At 71.6% G+C, this 17514-nt stretch carries 16 protein-coding genes; 8 read left to right on the top strand and 8 right to left on the bottom strand.

Annotation, left to right across the window (positions count from 1 at the left end; all coding sequences use genetic code 11):
* Positions 1-6 precede the first annotated feature (6 nt).
* Genes HL658_RS28820 through HL658_RS28810 form a run of 3 tightly spaced genes read left to right on the top strand, consistent with a single transcriptional unit; the run spans position 7 to position 2966 of the window.
* Positions 7-963 carry a tripartite tricarboxylate transporter substrate-binding protein gene (locus tag HL658_RS28820; RefSeq protein ID WP_180285741.1) on the top strand — a complete coding sequence of 319 codons (957 nt, stop codon included), beginning with the start codon at positions 7-9 and terminating at the stop codon, positions 961-963.
* 16 nt (positions 964-979) lie between these two features.
* The gene (locus HL658_RS28815; protein WP_180285742.1) at positions 980-1444 is read left to right on the top strand and encodes a tripartite tricarboxylate transporter TctB family protein; all 465 of its coding nucleotides are present in this window, start codon (positions 980-982) and stop codon (positions 1442-1444) included.
* A gap of 13 nt (positions 1445-1457) precedes the next feature.
* Entirely contained in the window at positions 1458-2966 is a 1509-nt protein-coding gene (locus HL658_RS28810; RefSeq protein ID WP_180285743.1) for a tripartite tricarboxylate transporter permease, read from the top strand.
* A 6-nt stretch (positions 2967-2972) separates the two neighbouring features.
* On the opposite strand, the gene HL658_RS28805 is transcribed toward HL658_RS28810, so the two are convergent.
* On the bottom strand, positions 2973-3827 hold the full coding sequence (locus HL658_RS28805) for an IclR family transcriptional regulator (protein ID WP_180285744.1): 855 nt from the start codon (positions 3825-3827) through the stop codon (positions 2973-2975).
* Positions 3828-3969: 142 nt separating this feature from the next.
* Here HL658_RS28805 and HL658_RS28800 point away from each other — a divergent pair, with 142 nt between their 5' ends.
* Entirely contained in the window at positions 3970-5649 is a 1680-nt protein-coding gene (locus HL658_RS28800; RefSeq protein ID WP_180285745.1) for a thiamine pyrophosphate-dependent enzyme, read from the top strand.
* A gap of 43 nt (positions 5650-5692) precedes the next feature.
* On the opposite strand, the gene HL658_RS28795 is transcribed toward HL658_RS28800, so the two are convergent.
* From HL658_RS28795 to HL658_RS28765, 7 genes are all read right to left on the bottom strand, one after another.
* Positions 5693-6451 carry a sulfite exporter TauE/SafE family protein gene (locus HL658_RS28795; RefSeq protein WP_180285746.1) on the bottom strand — a complete coding sequence of 253 codons (759 nt, stop codon included), beginning with the start codon at positions 6449-6451 and terminating at the stop codon, positions 5693-5695.
* Positions 6452-6562: 111 nt separating this feature from the next.
* Positions 6563-7543: an NADPH:quinone oxidoreductase family protein gene (locus tag HL658_RS28790; protein WP_180285747.1), complete on the bottom strand. Its 981-nt coding sequence runs from the start codon at positions 7541-7543 to the stop codon at positions 6563-6565.
* Positions 7540-8739 (bottom strand): acetyl-CoA acetyltransferase, encoded by a 1200-nt coding sequence (locus HL658_RS28785; protein WP_180285748.1) that lies wholly within the window; start codon positions 8737-8739, stop codon positions 7540-7542. The genes HL658_RS28790 and HL658_RS28785 overlap by 4 nt, the downstream gene beginning before the upstream one ends.
* A gap of 3 nt (positions 8740-8742) precedes the next feature.
* Complete coding sequence (locus HL658_RS28780) at positions 8743-10224, bottom strand: 3-oxoacyl-[acyl-carrier-protein] synthase III C-terminal domain-containing protein (protein ID WP_180285749.1); 1482 nt, start codon at positions 10222-10224, stop codon at positions 8743-8745.
* A gap of 14 nt (positions 10225-10238) precedes the next feature.
* Positions 10239-11171, bottom strand: a complete 933-nt coding sequence (locus tag HL658_RS28775) for an SDR family NAD(P)-dependent oxidoreductase (protein ID WP_180285750.1) — start codon at positions 11169-11171, stop codon at positions 10239-10241.
* A gap of 10 nt (positions 11172-11181) precedes the next feature.
* A complete protein-coding gene (locus HL658_RS28770) occupies positions 11182-12345 on the bottom strand; it encodes an acyl-CoA dehydrogenase family protein (protein WP_180285751.1) in 1164 nt (387 codons plus the stop codon).
* Positions 12338-13234 (bottom strand): MaoC/PaaZ C-terminal domain-containing protein, encoded by an 897-nt coding sequence (locus tag HL658_RS28765; protein ID WP_180285752.1) that lies wholly within the window; start codon positions 13232-13234, stop codon positions 12338-12340. The genes HL658_RS28770 and HL658_RS28765 overlap by 8 nt, the downstream gene beginning before the upstream one ends.
* A 187-nt stretch (positions 13235-13421) precedes the next feature.
* On the opposite strand from HL658_RS28765, the gene HL658_RS28760 reads away from it, so the two are divergent.
* Genes HL658_RS28760 through HL658_RS28745 form a run of 4 tightly spaced genes read left to right on the top strand, consistent with a single transcriptional unit; the run spans position 13422 to position 17420 of the window.
* A complete protein-coding gene (locus HL658_RS28760; RefSeq protein ID WP_211109882.1) occupies positions 13422-14669 on the top strand; it encodes an acyl-CoA dehydrogenase family protein in 1248 nt (415 codons plus the stop codon).
* Positions 14666-15319, top strand: a complete 654-nt coding sequence (locus tag HL658_RS28755) for a TetR/AcrR family transcriptional regulator (protein WP_180285753.1) — start codon at positions 14666-14668, stop codon at positions 15317-15319. The genes HL658_RS28760 and HL658_RS28755 overlap by 4 nt, the downstream gene beginning before the upstream one ends.
* Entirely contained in the window at positions 15316-16641 is a 1326-nt protein-coding gene (locus HL658_RS28750; protein WP_180285754.1) for a phenylacetate--CoA ligase family protein, read from the top strand. The genes HL658_RS28755 and HL658_RS28750 overlap by 4 nt, the downstream gene beginning before the upstream one ends.
* Positions 16638-17420, top strand: a complete 783-nt coding sequence (locus tag HL658_RS28745; protein ID WP_180285755.1) for an enoyl-CoA hydratase/isomerase family protein — start codon at positions 16638-16640, stop codon at positions 17418-17420. Before HL658_RS28750 ends, HL658_RS28745 begins: the two co-directional genes overlap by 4 nt.
* Positions 17421-17514 lie beyond the last annotated feature (94 nt).

Below are 17514 nucleotides of genomic sequence, written 5' to 3'. Positions count from 1 at the left end.
CGCGACGTGCATCATCGTTGGAACAGGCTTTCCGCCATCGCCGCCGGTGTGATGACCATGGCCGCCGCGACGGCGCAGGCGTTTCCGGACCGGCCGGTGACCATCGTGGTTCCATTCGCGGCCGGCGGCGGGACCGACATCACCACCCGCGCCATGCAGGAGCCGATGGGCAAATCGCTGGGCACCGACATCGTGGTGAAGAACACCGCGGGGGCGGGCGGCGTCGCCGGCGTGGCGGAGGGGGCGCGGACGCGCGCCGACGGCTACACCCTGGCGATGGCGCCGGTCGGCCCGCTGACCACCCAGCCGCACCTGCGCAAGTTGCCCTACGACCTGGATTCGTTTGATTACGTCTGTCTCGCCTACTCGGCGCCGTCGGCCTTCGCTGTGCGCCGGGACGCGCCCTACAACACCATCGCCGAGCTGGTGGCCTACGCGAAGAAGTACCCGGGCAAGCTGACCTTCGCCGTGCAGGCGATCGGCTCCATCCCGCACGTCGCCGGTCTGGCGCTGGCGGAGATGGCGGGCATCCAGCTCTCCTACCTGCCGGTCAACGGCGACGGGCCGGCCTTCAAGGCGCTGCTCGACGGCACGGCGGACATCTTCGTGCCGCACGTCTCCTTCCTGTCCAAGAACAAGGAGCAGGTGAAGGGCCTCGCCATCCTCCAGCCCGAGCGGCTGCCGAACCTGCCCGACCTGCCCACCGCCAAGGAGCAGGGCTTCGACATCGACACCCCCATCTGGGGCGGGCTGGTGGCGCCCAAGGGCCTGCCGGCCGAGGCCAAAACCAAGCTGGAGGCCGGCTGCAAGGCGGCGACGGAGGCCGCGTCCTTCAGGAAGCTGATGGATGATCTGGCGCAGCCCGTCGCCTACATGGACGGCAAGGCGTTCGAGGCCTATGTCCGCGACCAGTGGACCCGCAACCGCCGCCTGCTCGAAAGCGCCGGGCTGAAGCAGGAATAGAGGAGCGTCCGTGCGCATGCCATCGCAGGGGGCCTTGTCGGCCCTGGTGGCCGGCGTCCTGCTGGCCGCCGCCGCCGTCTTCGGGTGGGACACCTTCCGGGACAGCTACCACCTCAGCCGGGCCGTCCAGGGGGTTGGCCCGGCCTTCTTCCCGCGCCTCGTGCTGATCGGCATGGCGGGGCTGGCGGTCGTCGTCATCGTGCAGGAGCTGCGGCGCCGGTCGGCCCCGTTGTCGGGCGAGGGGGCGGCGCGGGCGGCGGCGGCGACGGCGCTGACGGTGCTCTACGGCATCGGCGTCGCCACCGTCGGATTCCTGCTGTCCAGCATCGCCTTCATCGCGCTGATGCCGGTGCTGCTGGGCTACCGGCGCTGGCCGGTGCTGGCCGTCCTGTCGGTGGTCTACGCGGTGGCCGTCTGGTGGATGTTCGAACGCTTCCTGCTGATCATCCTGCCGCACTCCCCCTGGTTCGCCACCTTCTGACCGGACGCATCGCATGGATCCCCTTCTCGCCGGGCTGGCCGCGGCCTTCGAGCCGGCCAGTCTCCTCATGGTGGTCATCGGCACGGTGATCGGCGTGCTGGTCGGGGTGCTGCCCGGCCTCGGCTCCGTCGTCGGCATCACCATGGTCCTTCCCTTCACCTACGGCATGCCGCAGACGGCCTCCATCGCGCTGATGCTGGGGGTGTTCTGCGGGTCCTGCTACGGCGGGTCGATCACCGCCATCGTGCTCAACACCCCCGGCACGCCGCAGGCGGCGGCGACCGTGCTCGACGGCTACCCCATGGCCAAGCGCGGGGAGGCGGACCTTGCGATCGGCTGGGTGACCGCGGCGTCCACGCTGGGCGGCCTGTTCTCGGTGCTGATCCTGATCCTGGCAGCCCCGCAGCTCGCTGCCTTCTCCTTGCAGTTCACGCCCATCGAGTATTTCGCGCTCGGCATCTTCTCGCTGACCTGCATCGCCAACGTGTCGCGCGACGCGATGGCGAAAGGGTTGCTGGCGGGCATGGCGGGGCTGTTCCTCGCCACCATCGGCACCGACCCGGTGACCGGTGACCTGCGCTTCACCTTCGACGTCTTCGAGCTGTCGTCGGGGATCGAGCTGGTGCCGGTGATCGTCGGGCTGTTCGCCTTCTCCGAGATGTTCGTGCGCACGGCGGAGCGCCTTGACCTCGGCGGGGCGGAGCGTTTCCGCGTCGGCTTCCGGCTGCCGCCGCTGCGGGAGTGGCGGCCGAGGCTGGGCATCCTGCTGCGGAGCTGCCTGATCGGCTCCTTTGTCGGGGCGCTGCCGGGGACCGGGGCGGCCACCGCCTCCTTCATCGCCTATTCGGAGGCCAAGCGCGTGTCGCCGCGGCGCGAGCGCATGGGTCATGGCGAGCCGGACGGGCTGATCGCGGCGGAAAGCTCCAACAACGCGGTGACCGGCAGCGCGCTGGTGCCGACGCTGGCGCTCGGCGTGCCGGGCGATCCGGTGACCGCGGTGATGCTGGGGGCGCTGGTCATCCAGGGGGTGGCGCCGGGGCCGCAGCTCTTCATCGACCAGATGCCGCTGGTCTACGCCATCTTCTTCGTGCTGATCCTGTGCAACATCGTGATGTTCGCCACCGGCGCGCTGGGTGCCCCGCTGTTCACGCGGGTGCTGCGCATCCCGGAGCCGCTGCTGATCCCGCTGGTGATGGTGATCACGCTGGTCGGCGCCTACGGCGTGCGCGGCAACATGCTGGACGTGTGGGTGGCACTGGCCGCCGGTGCCGTCGGTGCGGTGATGCGGGTCACCGGCTTCCCCATCGCGCCGATGGTGATCGGCATGGTGCTGAGCCCGATGATCGAGCAGTCGCTGCGCCAGGGGCTGGTGGTGACGCGCGGCAGCTTCCTGGCCTTCTTCGAACGGCCCATCGCGCTGACCCTGTTCGCGCTGACCGCGGCCATCTTCCTGTGGCCGCTGGTGCAGAGGCTGCGCGGCAAGGGCCGAGGCAAGGCGGCGGAGCGCGTCCCCGACGCCTGACGCCCGTCACGCAAGGCCGCGCAGCCGCGATGCGATGGTCTGCGCGGCCATCAGGATGCGGGGACCGAGCTCCTGCTCCAGCCGTGCGCGGGTGAGGATGGAGGCCAGCCCGCCGATGCTGAACACGTAGATGTCCTGGGTCACCGGATCGCGCAGGCCGGTGGCGATGGCGTTGTGCTCCGGCCGCCATTCGCCGATGGAGGCGGCGTAGCCGCACTGCGCCGCCCGCGCCAACGCCGCATCGACCGCGGTGCGCTGGGCCGGCCACGCCGTGCCATGGCGGGCGGCCAACGCGTCGAACACGGCCTTGCGCTCGTCGGCGCTGGCGGCCATCAGCCAGGCGCGGCCGGGGGCGGTCAGGTGGATCGGCACGCGCGATCCCATCTGCAGGTTCAGCATGATCGCCTGCGGCCGCCGCACCAGCTCCACGAACATCATGTCGAGCCCGTCGCGCACGCTGAGCGCGGAAGCGAACTCCCCGGACGACGCCAGCTCGTCCAGGAAGGGGCGCGCGATCTCCGCGATGCCGGAGCGGCCGAGCGTGGCGTAGCCGAGCGTCAGCACCTCGCTCGACAGCGCGTATTTGCCCACCTCCGGCACGAAACGCAGATAACCCAGCTCGGTCAGGGTCTGGGCGAGGCGCGAGGCGGTCGCCTTGGGCAGGCCGGCGCGGCGCGCGATCTCCTGCGTGCCCAACACCCGGTCCTCCGCCCGGAAGGAGCGCAGGATCGACAGGCCGCGGGCCAGCGCGTTGACGAAAGGCCGCCCGTCCGAGAAGGCCAGCGGCTCCTCCGTCCCCTGCCGGGGGCGACCGCGTTTGCGCCCTTCGGGTGCTGGCCTGTCGTTGCCGTGCTCGTCCATCGTCGGGCGATCTCCCGGTTGCATCCATCACCTCTGTCTTCACCACGGACGGCGCCCGCAGTCAAATGTCGTGAAACAACAGTTCCATCGTACGGGATTATGTTTCATAATACGCTTATTCCAATGGGAGGAGGATGGAGCGGTGAAGACCAACGAAGCGGTGCTGCGGACGCTCATCGACGGCGGGATCCGGCGCGGATTCACGCTGCCGGGGCTGGGGATCACATGGTCCCTGCGCGCGTTCCACGAGCGCCGCGACGAGTTCGACGTGGTGCTGGCGCGCTCGGAGCAGAGCGCCTCGGTGATGGCGCAGGTGGCGGGCAAGCTGACGGGCCGTCCCGGCCTGTTCATGGGCCAGGGGCCCTTCGCATCGACCACAGGCGCCTTCGGCATCCTGGAGGCGTATTTCTCAGGCACCCCGATGGTCGTGCTGACGGACACCTCCTGCTACGACGGGTTCGGGCAGCATGGCGTCTATCAGACCATGACCGGCGACTATGGCGCCGGCGACGTGTTCGCGGTCATGAAGACCATGACCAAGTTCGCCACCTACGCCACGGCGCCGGAGGAGGCGGTGTACGGAATGCAGCTCGCGCTGAAGCACGCCGTGACGCCGCGCCCCGGCCCGGCCGCCGTGGTGATGAAGTCCAACATCATCCAGAAGGAGTTGCCGGAGACGCCGCGCGCCCGCCTCTACCCCACCGCCGGCTATCTGGAGACGACGCCGTCCCGCCCGGATTCGGTGGCCGTCGCGCGGTTGGCCGGGCTGATCGGCGACGCGACGTGCCCGGTGATCATCGCAGGCAACGGCGTCTACATGTCCCGCGCCGGGAAGGCACTCCAGGCCTTCGCCCAGGCCAACGGCATCGCCGTGGCCTCCAGCTACCACGGCAAGGGCACCATCGACGAGACCAGCGATGTCGCCGTCGGGATGATGGGCACCTGGGGATCGCGCACCGCCAACCGCATGGTGAAGGCGGCCGACCTCGTGGTCGTGCTGGGCTGCAGCCTCGGCGCCGAATACACCCGCTTCCGCGACGCGGAGATGATCCGGCCCGGCGACCAGACGATCGTGCAGGTCGATCTCGACCCGCGCAACGCCGGCTGGGTGGTGCCGGTCGACCTCGCCATCACCGGCGACGTGGCCGACGTGCTGGAGATGCTGGCCGCCACCACCATTCCCAACGACCGCCGCGCCGACCGGCTGAAGGCCATCGCCGCCATCCGGGAGGAGAACGGCTACGGCGTGATCCCGACCTTCGCGACCCGGCCGGGCACCGTGCATTACGCCGACATCATCCGCGCCCTGGAAGGCTTCCTGACGCCCGACGACCTGCTGACGCTGGACGCCGGCACCAACCGCATCTGGGCCACCACGTCCCTGCGGCTGCGCACGCCGGGGCAGCTCGTGGCGCCCGGCGGCATCGGCGGCATGGGCTGGAGCACGCCGGCCGCGACCGGCACCAAGATCACCTGCCCGGAGCGGCGGGTGACCGGGGTGATCGGCGACGGCGGCTTCGCCATGACCATGGACGCGGTCGCCACGGCGGCGGAGCGCGGGCTGGACGTGGTCTATCTGGTCGCCAACAACGCCGGGCTGGGCATGGTGCGCGACAACCTGGGCAACCAGCGCATCGCGGTCGATTTCATGGACCACGACTTCGCCAAGGTGGCGGAGGGGCTGGGCGGGCGCGGCCTGACCATCACCCACGCCGACCAGCTCCGCGATGCGCTGGAGGAGGCGCACCGCCTGGGCGGCCCCGTGGTCATCGACGCCAAGGTCGATCCGGCCGCCAGCCACCGCGACTGCTCCGACTACTGACCTTGCGGGAACGCCGGCCGGGGACGCGCCCCGGCCGGCACCGTCACAGCAGCACGCGGGCGCCGTCCCACAACAGCTTCACGCCCAGCGCCACCAGCAGCGCGTAGATGACCGTGTAGAAGCTCTTCCCGTCGATGCGGCGGACCAGGTAAACGCCGGCGCGGGTGGACAGGACGGCCAGCGGCATCAGCACCGCGGCGGTCAGCATCGCCTCGCTGCCGAATTGCCCGAGGGCCGCGTAGGCCGGGACCTTGATCCAGTTGACGGCCGTGAAGAACACCACGCCGGTGCCGATGAAGACGTCGCGAGGCAGCCGCTGCGGCATGACATAGACCTGGAAGGGCGGCCCGCCGGCGTGCGCGATCATGCTGGTGAAGCCCGACACGATGCCCCAGAACCAGCCCGCCGCCGTGCCGCCGCGCTCGGTCGTGGCCGGAGTCGGCCCCCGCTCCACCACCAGCCGGCGCAGCCCGAAGACGATCGAGATCACGCCGATGATCACCTCCACCACCGTGGCCGAAACCCGGGCCGCCAGCAGATAGCCGACGACGATGCCGACCGTCGCGGAAGGGATGAGGATGGCGAGGTTGCGGCGGTCCCAGCTGCGGCGGTAGGACCACACGGCGACCGCGTCCTGGATGATCAGGATCGGCAGCATGATCGCCGCCGCCTGGACCGGATCGACGGCCATCGCCAGCAGCGGCATCGCCAGCATGCCGATCCCGGACAGTCCGCCCTTGGCGAGCCCGACCAGGATGACCGCGGGAATGGCGGCCAGGTAGAACACGGGATCGGTGATCATCGGGTGTCGCGGGTCCACGGGGCGGGCGGTGCCGGAGAGGACACCAGCCGCCCCGCCCGCGCAAGTGGGCGCTGCGACGCCCAGCCATGCCCGGCGGGAAGACCGCCGGCGCTACCGCCAGACCGGAACGACGACCGGCTTTCCCACGCCGCCGCGGTCGAGGAAGCGGCGCAGCAGCGGTGCCATCTCCACCAGCCCGTGCACCGACGGGGCGTCCGGCGTCAGGCGCCCATCCGCCAGCATCGCGCCCAGCCGGTCGAGCAGGGCACCGTTGCCGGCGGGATCGGACAGCAGGAAGCCGGCCCAATCGACACCGACGACGCTCGCCCGCTTCAGCAGCGGCAGGTTCAGCGGCAACCGCGGGATCTCGCCCGAGGCGAAGCCGACGACGAGGTGACGGCCGCCGGGGTTGAGGCTGCGGAAGGCCGGCTCCGTCACCGCCCCGCCCACCGTGTCGAGCACCACGTCGATCCCGCCGCCGAGCGCGTCGCGCAGCGCCGCCCGCCAGTCGGGTGCGGTGTAGTCGATCACCATGTCGGCACCGCGCCGCCGGCAGCGGTCGCGCTTTTCGGGCGTGGACGCCGCCGCCGCGACGCGCGCACCCAGCGCCTTCGCCACGTCGATGGCGGCGGACCCGACCGCCCCGGCCGCGCCCAGCACCAGCACCGTCTCCCCCGCCCGCACACGGCCCAGCACCTCCAGGGCGTAAAGGCTGGTGGCGTAGGCCGACAGCAACCCGCCCGCCGCGGCCGGCTCCATGTCCGGCGGAACGACGAGGCAGTGGTCGGCCTTCGCCACCGCCCGTTCCGCCAGCGCGCCGCCGAAGGCGAGGGCGGCGACGCGGGTGCCCAGAAGCGCCGGGTCACCCCCCTCCCCCACCGCCACGACCCGGCCGGCGTGCTCGCGGCCGGGGATGAAGGGGAGCGGCGGCCTCTCCTGGTAACGTCCGGCCAGCAGCAGGGCGTCGAAGAAGCCCAGCCCCACCGCCTCGACCTGGATCAGCACCTCGCCGGGGCCGGGGGCGGGCTCGGCGACCTCCCTTACCGCCAGATCGGGCGGATCGCCGAAGGCGTGGCAGAGCAGCGCCTTCATTCCAGCCGGCCGATGATGTTGACGCTGGCGACGTTGGATACCGGCGCCCCGCCGAGATTGTGCGTCAGCCCCAGCCGCAGGCCGGGGAGCTGGCGCTTGCCGGCGCGGCCCTGGAGCTGGAGATACAGCTCGTAGAGCATGCGGATGCCCGACGCGCCGATGGGGTGGCCGAAGCATTTGAGCCCGCCGTCGATCTGGCAGGGCACGGCGCCGTCATGGTCGTAGCGCCCGTCCAGCACATCGCGGATCGCCCGCCCCTCCGTGGAGAAGCCCAGATCCTCCATGGTCACCAGCTCCGTGATGGAGAAGCAGTCGTGCACCTCGATGGCGCCGACCTCCGCCGCCGGATCCCGCACCCCGGCCTCCCGGAAGGCGCGTGCCGCGGCGATGCGCGTGTTGGCGACGGTGGTGCCGTCCCACGTGTCGTGCGACATCTCGGCTCCGTCGCTGGCGGCGATCTGCATGGCCTTGATGGTGACGACCATGGATTTGCCCAGCGATGCCGCGATCTCCGGCGTGGTCACGATGGCGCAGGCGGCACCGTCGCTGACGCCGCAGCAGTCGAAGACGCCCAGCGGCTCGGCCACCAGCGGGGCGGCCAGCACCTGCTCCTCGGTGACGGCGCGGCGCAGGTGCGCCTTCTCGTTCAGCGCGCCGTTGCGGTGGCTCTTGACGGAGACGTGGGCCATCGCCCGCTTCAGGTCGCGGGGATCGGCCCGGTGCTTGGCGGCGTAGGCGCTTGCGAGCTGCGCGAACAGCCCCGGCGCCGACATGCTGGGCATCCACAGATCGTTGAAGGATCCGCGGGTGCGCACGGGAAGGCCGCCATAGCCGGTGTCCTTCAGCTTCTCCACCCCCATGGCGAGCGCGATGTCGCAGGCCCCGGCGGCGACGGCGTAGGCGGCACCCCGCACCGCCTCCGACCCCGAGGCGCAGAGGTTCTCCACCCGCGTCACCGGGATGTTGGGAAGGCGCAGCGCCGTCGCCAGCGGGATCGCCGACTTGCCGACCCCGATCTCCTCGTAGGAGGTGCCGAGCCACGCGGCACCGATGTCGGTCTTGGAGACGCCGGCGTCGGCCAGCGCCTCGGTGAACGCCTCGACCATCAGGTCCTCGGCGCTGTCGCCCCAGCGTTCGCCGAAGCGGCTGCACCCCATGCCGATGATCGCGACCTTGTCCTTGATGCCCGTCGCCATGGCTCATTCCCCCCGTGTGGCCGGAACGGCCTTCCAGAAATAGCGGCGGAAGCCGCGGATGCGGTCCTGGTCCTTGATGCGGAAGACCAGCCGGGCCTCGGCCCCGACGGCGAGCGGCACGCGCTCCCACTCCGTGAACTCCGCCAGTAGGCGCCCGCCGCCCTCGAACTCCACCATGCCGTATTCAACGGGCGGGTCGGGGTGATAGGCCAGCGCGTCGCGGGTGAAGGACACCACCCGCGCCGGCCGGTCGGCCAGCCGGTAGGGCTCCATCCGGTCGATGGCGCCGCAGTCGCGGTTGACGCAGACCCGCTCGGGCGGGAACTGCACGGTGCCGCAGGCGGTGCAGCGCCCGGCGTGAAGGCCGGTCACCGCCGCGTGGCTGCGGTAGGCGACGGAGTGCGCGGTCTTCAGGTCGGCTTCCGCACGGATGCCGGTCTCCAGCTCCACATTCCCCTCGAAGGCGAGGAAGCGCAGATAGTTGTCATCCTCCCACCCGCCGGCCAGCGCCTCGGAGATGGTGGCCGCAGGCCGGCGGTCGCGGATGGCGTCGGTCACCTCGAACAGAAGCGCGTCGAAGCCCTGGCCGAAGCCCGTCACAAGGATGCGCTCGCCGGGCTCGGCGTCCTCCAGGCAGCGGGCCAGCAGCAGCAGCGGGTGCGCGGCACCGGCGTGGCCGCAGCCGTCGGCCAGCGTGTCGACCACGCGGTCGGGCGCCAGCCCGCAGGCTTTGGCAATGCGTTGGGCGTCACCGGCGGAAGCCGCCGGCACGATGACCCGCGCCACCTCGGCCGCGGCCACGCCGGCGCTTTCCAGCAGGACGCGGACGACGGGCGGCGCCTGCCGCACCACGCCCTCGTCGCGCGCCCAGCGCTCCTCCCAGCGGTAATCATGGTCGGAGCCGGCGGCGCGGTAGTGGTCGACGAGGTCTTCGCTCTCGCTCCGCCAAGCCAGCAGCCGGGCGATGACGCCCTCGCGGCCCAGCGTCACCGCGGCGGCGGCGTGGCCGAAGGCCAGCTCGTCGGCGCTCGCCGGCTTGGCACGGCGGGTGTCGGCGGCGGCGACCACCGCGGTGGCACCGGCGGGAAGGCCGCCATCCAGCAGCCCGGCGAGCAGCGCGCCCGTGCCGGCGCGCAGCGAGCCGGCAAGGTCCAGCGTGCGCACCGGCCCCGGCACGCCGCAGGCCTCCGCCACCAGCGTGGCGTTCTGGCGGTCGGCGAAGGGAAGCGTGGTGGAGGCGAGCCAGAGGGCTGAGACGCGCGCCGGATCGGCGCCCCCCAGCGCACCACGCACGGCGGCAACCGCCATGGTCACGCTGTCCTCGTCCCAGCCGGCCTGGGCGCGCCGGCCGCGGGCGCCGCCCGACAGGGCCGGGTTGAACCACGCGTGCGCCCCGGCGATGGTCTTGCGGGCGATGCGGCGGCGCGGGATCCAGGCGCCGCAGCCGGTGATGCCAACCGGCGGCGGGGTGGTGTCGGAAGCCATGGTGCCGTCGCTCCTCACACCGGGTCCCAGCCGAACACGTCGCTGGAGCGGTCCAGCGGGTAGAACATCGCCCGCATCGCCGGGATGGCGTGGCTGGCGATGTGGTGCGGGGTCCAGCCGCCCTCGCGCTGCATGCCGCGCAGCGGGCGCGACTGCCCCATCAGGAAGATCTCGTGGTTGCGGGACGCGAAGATCTGCCCGGTCACCTCGGCGGTGGCGTCGGACAGCAGGCTGACGGTGAGCGGGGCGATCTTGTCGGGCGACATCTGCTTCATGCGCTCCACCCGCTCCCGCTCGGCCGGGGTGTCGCCGGGGATGGTGGCGACCAGCCGCGTCCAGGCGAAGGGGCAGATGCAGTTGGAGCGGACGTTGAAGCGCTGCATGTCGAGCGCGATCGACTTGGACAGCGCGGTGACGCCCAGCTTGGCCGCCGAGTAATGCGCCTGCCCGAAGTTGCCGATGAGGGCGGAGGCCGAGGTCATGTGCACGAAGGCGCCGCCGTTCTGTCCCCGGAAATGCGGGGCCGCCGCGCGCGACACGTTGAAGGGGCCGGTCAGGTTGACCGCGACGACCGCGTCCCAGTCCTCCGGCGCCAGCTTGTGGAAGATGGCGTCGCGCAGGATGCCGGCGTTGTTGACCACCCCGTCGATGCGCCCGAAGCAATCCAGCGCCTGCTGCACCATGCGCTCCGCCCCGGCGTAGCTGGCGACCGAGTCCGCGTTGGCGACCGCCTCGCCGCCGGATGCCCGGATCTCGGCCGCCACCTCCTCGCCGGGCGTGGTGTCCTGCCCCTCGCCGGTGCCGCTGGCGCCGACGTCGTTGACCACCACCTTGGCGCCATGGGCCGCGGCCAGCAGCGCGATGCCGCGGCCGATGCCGCGCCCTGCCCCGGTGACGAGGACGACCTTGCCGTCGAGCACGCGGTCGGGGTTGTAGGATTCCGTCATGGCGCTTCCCTCACTGGCGGCGCAACGGCGAGGCGCCGTCGCGGATCATGTGCTTGGCGATGATGAGCTGCTGGATCTGCGAGGTGCCCTCGTAGATCCGCAGCACGCGGACGTCGCGGTAGAGCTGTTCGATGGGGTAGTCGCGCATGTAGCCGGCCCCGCCGAAGACCTGCAGCGCCCGGTCGGCGACGTGGCCCACCATCTCGGTCGCGAAGAGCTTGCAGCAGGACGCCTCCTTGCCGCAGGGCAGGCCGGCGTCGAGGCGACGCGCCGCCTCGATCACCATGCTGCGGGCGGCGAAGGCCTCCGCCTCGCTGTCGGCCAGCATGGCCTGGACGAGCTGGTGCTCGGCGATGGGCTTGCCGAAGGTGCGGCGCTGGGTGGCGTAGGCCAATGCCTCGTCGATCAGCCGCTGCGCCATGCCGACCGCCGACGCGGCGATGCCGATGCGGCCGCGCTCCAGCGCCGACATGGCGATCCTGAAGCCCTCCCCCTCCTCGCCCAGCCGGGCATCGGCGGGGATGCGGCAGCCGTCGAGGATCACGTCGGCGGTGTGCGAGCCGGCCAGCCCCAGCTTGCGGTCGGTGGGCCCGACCGACAGGCCGGGCGTGCCGCGCTCGACCAGGAAGGCGGACAGGCCGCGGTGGTCGGTGCTGGCCGGGTCGGTGCGGGCGATCACCGTGAAGACGCCCGCGTGCGGGGCGTTGGTGATGTAGCGCTTGGTACCGTCCAGCACATAGGAGTCGCCATCCCGTCGCGCCCGTGTGCGGATGGAGGCGGCGTCGGAGCCGAAATCCGGCTCGGTCAGGCAGAAGGCGGCGATGCGCTCGCCGCTGGCGAGAGCCGGCAGGTGCCGGCGCCTGTGCTCCTCGCTGCCAAATTTCAGGATGCCGAAGGAGCCGACCCCGTTGTTGATGCCCAGCACCGAGCGGAAGGACAGGCTGGCCCGGCAGAGGACGAACAGAAGCTCGACCTCCTCCTCCATGGTCAGGCCGAGGCCGCCCCACTCCTCCGGCAGCGCCATGCCGAACAGGCCGAGCCGGGCCATGGCGTCGATCAGGTGGCGGGGGACCGCGCCCTCCTCGGCGACGGTCGGCTCCGCGGGGATCAGCTCCTCCGCCACGAAGCGGGACAGCTCGTCGAGGATCTGGCGGCGGGTGTCCTGGTCAAGCATCGGCGCTGCTCCCGGTGTCGGCGGCCACCGGCTTGGCGGTGCGCACCTGGCCGTTGTTGAGGACGATCACGTCCCGCTCCACGGCGCGGGTGCGGAAGCGGATGTCGTCCACCCCCTCGATCCACATCTCCGTGCGCAGCGTCTCGCCGGGATAGACCGGGGCGGTGAAGCGCGCGCGGATGGCGCGGATGGCGTCGGGGTCGTAGCCGCAGCAGGCGGCGAGCACCGCGTGGCCGGCAACGCCGAAGGTGCAAAGCCCGTGCAGGATCGGCCGCTCGAAGCCGGCGCCCTTGGCGATCGCCGGTTCGGCGTGCAGGGGGTTGTAGTCACCCGACAGCCGGTAGATCAGCGCCGCCTGCGGCAGGGTGGGCAGGTCGTGGACGCGATCGGGCGCGCGGCCGGGCACCGCCGCCGGCACCGGCACAGGCCCGGACGGCCCGCCGAAGCCGCCGTCGCCGCGGCAGAAGGAGGTCATGGACACCGTGCAGAGGAGATTGCCGTCGGCATCCTCCACCCGGCGCTCCTGGAACAGCAGGGCGCCCTTGGACGCGCCCTTGTCCACCACGTTGGTGACGCGGGTGCGCCCCACCAGCACCCCCTCCACGGGCAACGGCCGGTGGATCTCCACCGCCTGCTCGGCGTGCAGCAGCCGCACCCAGTCCAGCCCCAGCGCCGGGTCGCGCTGCCAGAAGCCGGGATAGGCCAGCACCGCCGCCATGGTCGGCAGGGGCCGCAGATCCTTCTCGTAGACGAAGCGCAACTGCCGCTCGTCGGTGGGGTCGGCGCCCAGCCCGACACCCAGCGCGTAGAGGATGCAGTCCTTGGGGGTGAGCGTCTGCCGCCCCTCGGGGACGGGCCAGCTCATCAGGCGATCGAGGTCGATGGCCATGGGGTCTCTTCGTGTCCTCCCGGCGTCTCCCGCCCACCGGCCATTCACGTATAAAATCCGTGCTTGGACCAATGAAACGGTCTAACATACTGATTTATCATATGTTCATTGAACCACTTGACGACAAACATACTACCGAGTACGTTGAATGCAAGCGGAATTCGAATGTGTTCGGGAGGAGCGACGCGTGGAGACGACCCGCAGGGGACCGGGCCGCAAGGCCGTGCCGACGGTTTGGGAGCCGGCGCTGGACGCCGAGGCACGGCGCTGGCAGACGGTCGCGCAGCGGCTGACCGAAGAGTTCTTCGCCCCGAACGCCGCGGCGGTGGACGCCGCCCAGCGCTACCCGACCGAGAATGTCGAGCGGCTGGCCGCCGCCGGCATCGACCGGCTGTTCCTGCCGAAACCCTTTGGCGAGGGGGCCTCGCTGACCGCGCTGTCGGCGGTGATCGAGGCGATCGCCACCGGCTGCTCCTCGACCTCCGGAATCGTGGCCACGCTCCAGCTCGGCGCCAACCCGGTGATCTTCGCCGGGACGGAGCGGCAGAAGACCGACTACCTCACCCACGGCGACGGCCGGCTGAAGAGCGTGTCCTTCGCGCTCAGCGAGCGCGACGCGGGCTCGGACCCGGCTAGCATGACCACGTCGGCGGTGCGCGAGGGGAACGGCTGGCGCGTGCGCGGGGAGAAATGCTGGATCGGCGGCGGCGGGGTGGCCGACACCTATGTGGTCTTCGCCCAGACGGTGCCGGGCAGCGGCCATCGCGGCATCGCCGCCTTCCTCGTGCACGCCACCCAGCCCGGCGTGACCGCGGTGGGGTTCGAGGACAAGATGGGCATGCGCGGCACCGTCAACGCCCGGCTCGCCTTCGACACGCTGGTCGCCGAGGACGCGGTGCTGGCCGCACCGGGGGCTGCCTTCGCCCTCGCCATCGCGGCGCTGAAGGTCGGGCGCATCTCGGTGGCCGCGCAGTCCTGCGGCATCGCGCTGGCCGCCTACCGCGCGGCGGCGCGCCACGCCACCACGCGCAGCGCCTTCGGCCGACCGATCATCGATCATCAGGGCGTCGGCTTCCAGCTCGCCGACCTCGCGTCCCGGCTCTCGGCGGGCCGCATGATGACCTACGCCGCCGCCGCCGCCTTCGACGCGGGCGAGGACGTGACGGTCATCGGCGCCCAGGCCAAGCTGTTCTGCAGCGAGATGGCGCACGAGGCGGTCGACATCGGCGTGCAGGTCTTCGGCGGCGCCGGCTTCGTCAAGCCGAACGTCGTGGAGCGGCTCTACCGCGACCAGCGGGCGACGGAAATCTACGAGGGCACGTCGGAGATCCAGCGCCTCGTCATCGCCCGGGCCATCAAGGCGGAGCACGCGCCCGACGCCGACGCTGATAGGATGCCGGCCGACCGCCCAACCGGAATGATGGCCGCCCAATGACCACCGCCACCGACGCCGCCACGGACACCGCCGCCATCCTCGACGGCGACCGCGCCCGCACCGAGATCCTCGACGCCGCGGCCAAGGCCTTCATGCGCAAGGGCTACGCCGCGGCCAGCATCGACGACGTGGCGGAGGTGCTGGGCTGCACCAAGGGGCGCATCTACCACCACTACCGCAGCAAGGCCGACCTGTTCTTCGACGTGCACAAGCGCGGCATGGCGATGGACCTCGCCGCGGTGCGCGGCTGTGCGAAGGAGGGGCAGGCCCCGCTCGACCGGCTGTTCGACATGGCGGTCGCCCATCTGCTGGTGATCATGAACGAGCTGGCCTACCAGCGCGTCGCCGTGCAGGGGCTGGAGATGCACCTCGCTGGCCAGACGACGCCGGAGCAGCGCAGCACGCTGCGCGAGATCCTGGCTCTGCGCGACGAGTACGAGGGGCTGTTCGCCGCCGAGATCGCGCGCGCGGTCGAGGCCGGCGCCATCCCGGCGCAGGAGGTCGGGCTGGTGGTGAAGCCGTTCCTGGGGGCGCTGAACTGGACGACCATCTGGTACCGCCAGCGGCGCAACCAGTCCCAGGCGGAGCGGCGCCGCATCGCCGAACAGATCGCGCGCTTCGCGCTGCGTGGGTTGGGAACGACGCCATGACGACCACAAACCTGCCGGTGTGGGACTCCTGCGAGACCTGGTCGCGCGACCGCATCACCGCGCACCAGACCGACCGGCTGGCCACCCAGCTCCAACGGCTCGGCCGCGACAGCGCCTTCTACCGCAAGCGCTTCGAGGAGGTTGGGTTCGACCCGCGCGGTTTCCGCAGCCCGGAGGATCTGCGCGCCCTGCCCTTCACGAAGAAGACGGATTACGTGGGCAGCGTCGCCGACAGCCCACCCTGGGGTGAATTCCTGGCTGTGCCGCGGGAGACGGTCGCCCGCGTCCATTTCTCGTCCGGCACCACGGCGGCCCCCGTGCCGCAGTTCTGGACGGCGCGCGACCTGGAGCGCTGGGCCGATCTCTACGCCCGCTACGCGCACGCGCAGGGCATCGGGCCGGGCGACATCTTCCAGTGCCTGTTCACCTACACCTGGTTCGTCGGCGGGCTGGGGGCCACGGCGGGCTTCCAGCGGCTGGGCGCCACGGTGATCCCGGCCGGCAGCCAGGAGACCGAGCGGCAGATCCGCACCATCGCCGCCTTCGGCACCACGGTGCTGTGCGGCACGCCGTCCTTCATGGTGCATCTGGGCGCGGTGGCGCGGGAGATGGGCTACGACCCCGCCGCCTCCACCGTGCGCGCCATCATCGTCGGCGGCGAACCGGGCGGGGCGGTGCCGGCGACGCGGCGGCGCATCGAGGAGCTGTGGGGTGCCCGCTGCTGCGACGCCTACGGCAGCCTGGAGTTCCAACCCATCGGCTTCGACTGCCCGGCCCAGACCGGCCCGCATCTGGCCGAGGATTTCGCCTACGCGGAGATCGTCGACGCCGTGACCGGCGAACCGGTGGAGGACGGCACGCCCGGCGTGCTGGTGCTGACCCATCTGGACAAGGAGGCGGGGCCGCTGGTGCGCTGGTGGACCGGCGACGTGTTGTGCCGCGACAGCCGCCCCTGCGCCTGCGGCCGCACCCACGCCCGACTGATCGGCGGGGTGCGCGGCCGCGCCGACGACATGCTGGTGGTGCGCGGCATCAACCTGTTCCCCTCGGCGGTGGAGGAGGTGGTGCGCAGCACCGCCGGCCTGACCGACGAGTACCGCATCGTCGTGGACTCCACCGTCCGCAACCCCGACACCGGCCTGCTCGACGCCATCCGGCTCCAGGTGGAGCCGCTGTCCGCGGCCGACGCGGCCAGGGTCGCGGCGGAACTGGCGGCGGCGGTCAAGGATCGGCTGCGCGTGCGTGCGGTGGTGGAGACGGTGCCCGCCGGCTCTCTGCCCCGCGCCCAGCACAAGGCCAAGCGGCTGGTGGTGGAGCCATGACCGCCGCATCCCCGTCCGTCACCGTGGACCTGGCCGAGGGCGTGGCGGTGGTCGCGCTGAACGAGCCGGAGACCCGCAACGCCCTGACCCCGTCGCTGCGCGACGCTCTGATGGACGCGCTGTCGGAGCTGGTGGCGTCGGCCGACTGCCGCATCATTGTGCTGACCGGTACGGGGGCCGCCTTCTGCGCCGGCGGCGACCTCAACAGCCTGCCCGACCACGACCCGCTGGCGATCCGCCGGCGGCTGGCGCGCTCGCACGAGCTGCTGCGCCTGATCGTCGCCGGGCCGAAGCCGGTGATCGCCGCGGTCAACGGTGCGGCCTTCGGCGCCGGGTTGTCGCTGGCCGCCGCCTGCGACGTGGTGCTGGCCTCCCCCGCCGCCCGCTTCGGCGCGGTGTTCGGCAAGGTCGGGCTGATGGGCGACATGGGCCTGCTGTGGTCGCTGCCGCAGCGGATCGGCACGGCGGCGACGCGGCGCCTGCTGTTCACGTCAGCCATCATCGACGCCGAGGCAGCGCTGGGGTTGGGGCTGGTCGACCGCTGCGTTCGGGACGACGCTCTGCTGGAGGAGGCGCGGGCACTCGCGGGCGAACTGGCGGAGGCCCCACCGGTGGCGGTCGCCGCAACCAAGGCGGTGCTCGCCCGCGGCCCCGCCCCGCTCGACCAAATACTCGCCGCCGAACTCGACCACCAGACGCTGCTGTTCAGCACCGACGACTTCGTCGAGGGGCGCGCCGCGTTCAAGGAACGAAGACGGGCCCGGTTCACCGGACACTGACCGCCGGGTATTTTTTATTGCGAAGCTCCGCCATGATATTGGCGGAGCCGCCGTCGTGTTGAACGATTACTTCTACAACTTCTATAATTTCTTC

The organism is Azospirillum oleiclasticum (assembly GCF_013423485.1).
GTDB lineage: Bacteria > Pseudomonadota > Alphaproteobacteria > Azospirillales > Azospirillaceae > Azospirillum > Azospirillum oleiclasticum.
Note: the sequence above shows the minus strand (reverse complement) of the source record. Positions and strands in the feature narration are given on the sequence as shown.

Excerpts from the sequence above, each read along its gene's own strand:
- HL658_RS28770 (WP_180285751.1), bottom strand. The coding sequence starts at position 12,345 with ATGCTTGACCAGGACACCCGCCGCCAGATCCTCGACGAGCTGTCCCGC.
- HL658_RS28785 (WP_180285748.1), bottom strand. The coding sequence starts at position 8,739 with ATGGCGACGGGCATCAAGGACAAGGTCGCGATCATCGGCATGGGGTGC.
- HL658_RS28790 (WP_180285747.1), bottom strand. The coding sequence starts at position 7,543 with ATGAAGGCGCTGCTCTGCCACGCCTTCGGCGATCCGCCCGATCTGGCG.
- HL658_RS28780 (WP_180285749.1), bottom strand. The coding sequence starts at position 10,224 with ATGGCTTCCGACACCACCCCGCCGCCGGTTGGCATCACCGGCTGCGGC.
- HL658_RS28755 (WP_180285753.1), top strand. The coding sequence starts at position 14,666 with ATGACCACCGCCACCGACGCCGCCACGGACACCGCCGCCATCCTCGAC.
- HL658_RS28805 (WP_180285744.1), bottom strand. The coding sequence starts at position 3,827 with ATGGACGAGCACGGCAACGACAGGCCAGCACCCGAAGGGCGCAAACGC.
- HL658_RS28810 (WP_180285743.1), top strand. The coding sequence starts at position 1,458 with ATGGATCCCCTTCTCGCCGGGCTGGCCGCGGCCTTCGAGCCGGCCAGT.
- HL658_RS28775 (WP_180285750.1), bottom strand. The coding sequence starts at position 11,171 with ATGACGGAATCCTACAACCCCGACCGCGTGCTCGACGGCAAGGTCGTC.
- HL658_RS28815 (WP_180285742.1), top strand. The coding sequence starts at position 980 with ATGCCATCGCAGGGGGCCTTGTCGGCCCTGGTGGCCGGCGTCCTGCTG.
- HL658_RS28795 (WP_180285746.1), bottom strand. The coding sequence starts at position 6,451 with ATGATCACCGATCCCGTGTTCTACCTGGCCGCCATTCCCGCGGTCATC.
- HL658_RS28765 (WP_180285752.1), bottom strand. The coding sequence starts at position 13,234 with ATGGCCATCGACCTCGATCGCCTGATGAGCTGGCCCGTCCCCGAGGGG.
- HL658_RS28745 (WP_180285755.1), top strand. The coding sequence starts at position 16,638 with ATGACCGCCGCATCCCCGTCCGTCACCGTGGACCTGGCCGAGGGCGTG.
- HL658_RS28750 (WP_180285754.1), top strand. The coding sequence starts at position 15,316 with ATGACGACCACAAACCTGCCGGTGTGGGACTCCTGCGAGACCTGGTCG.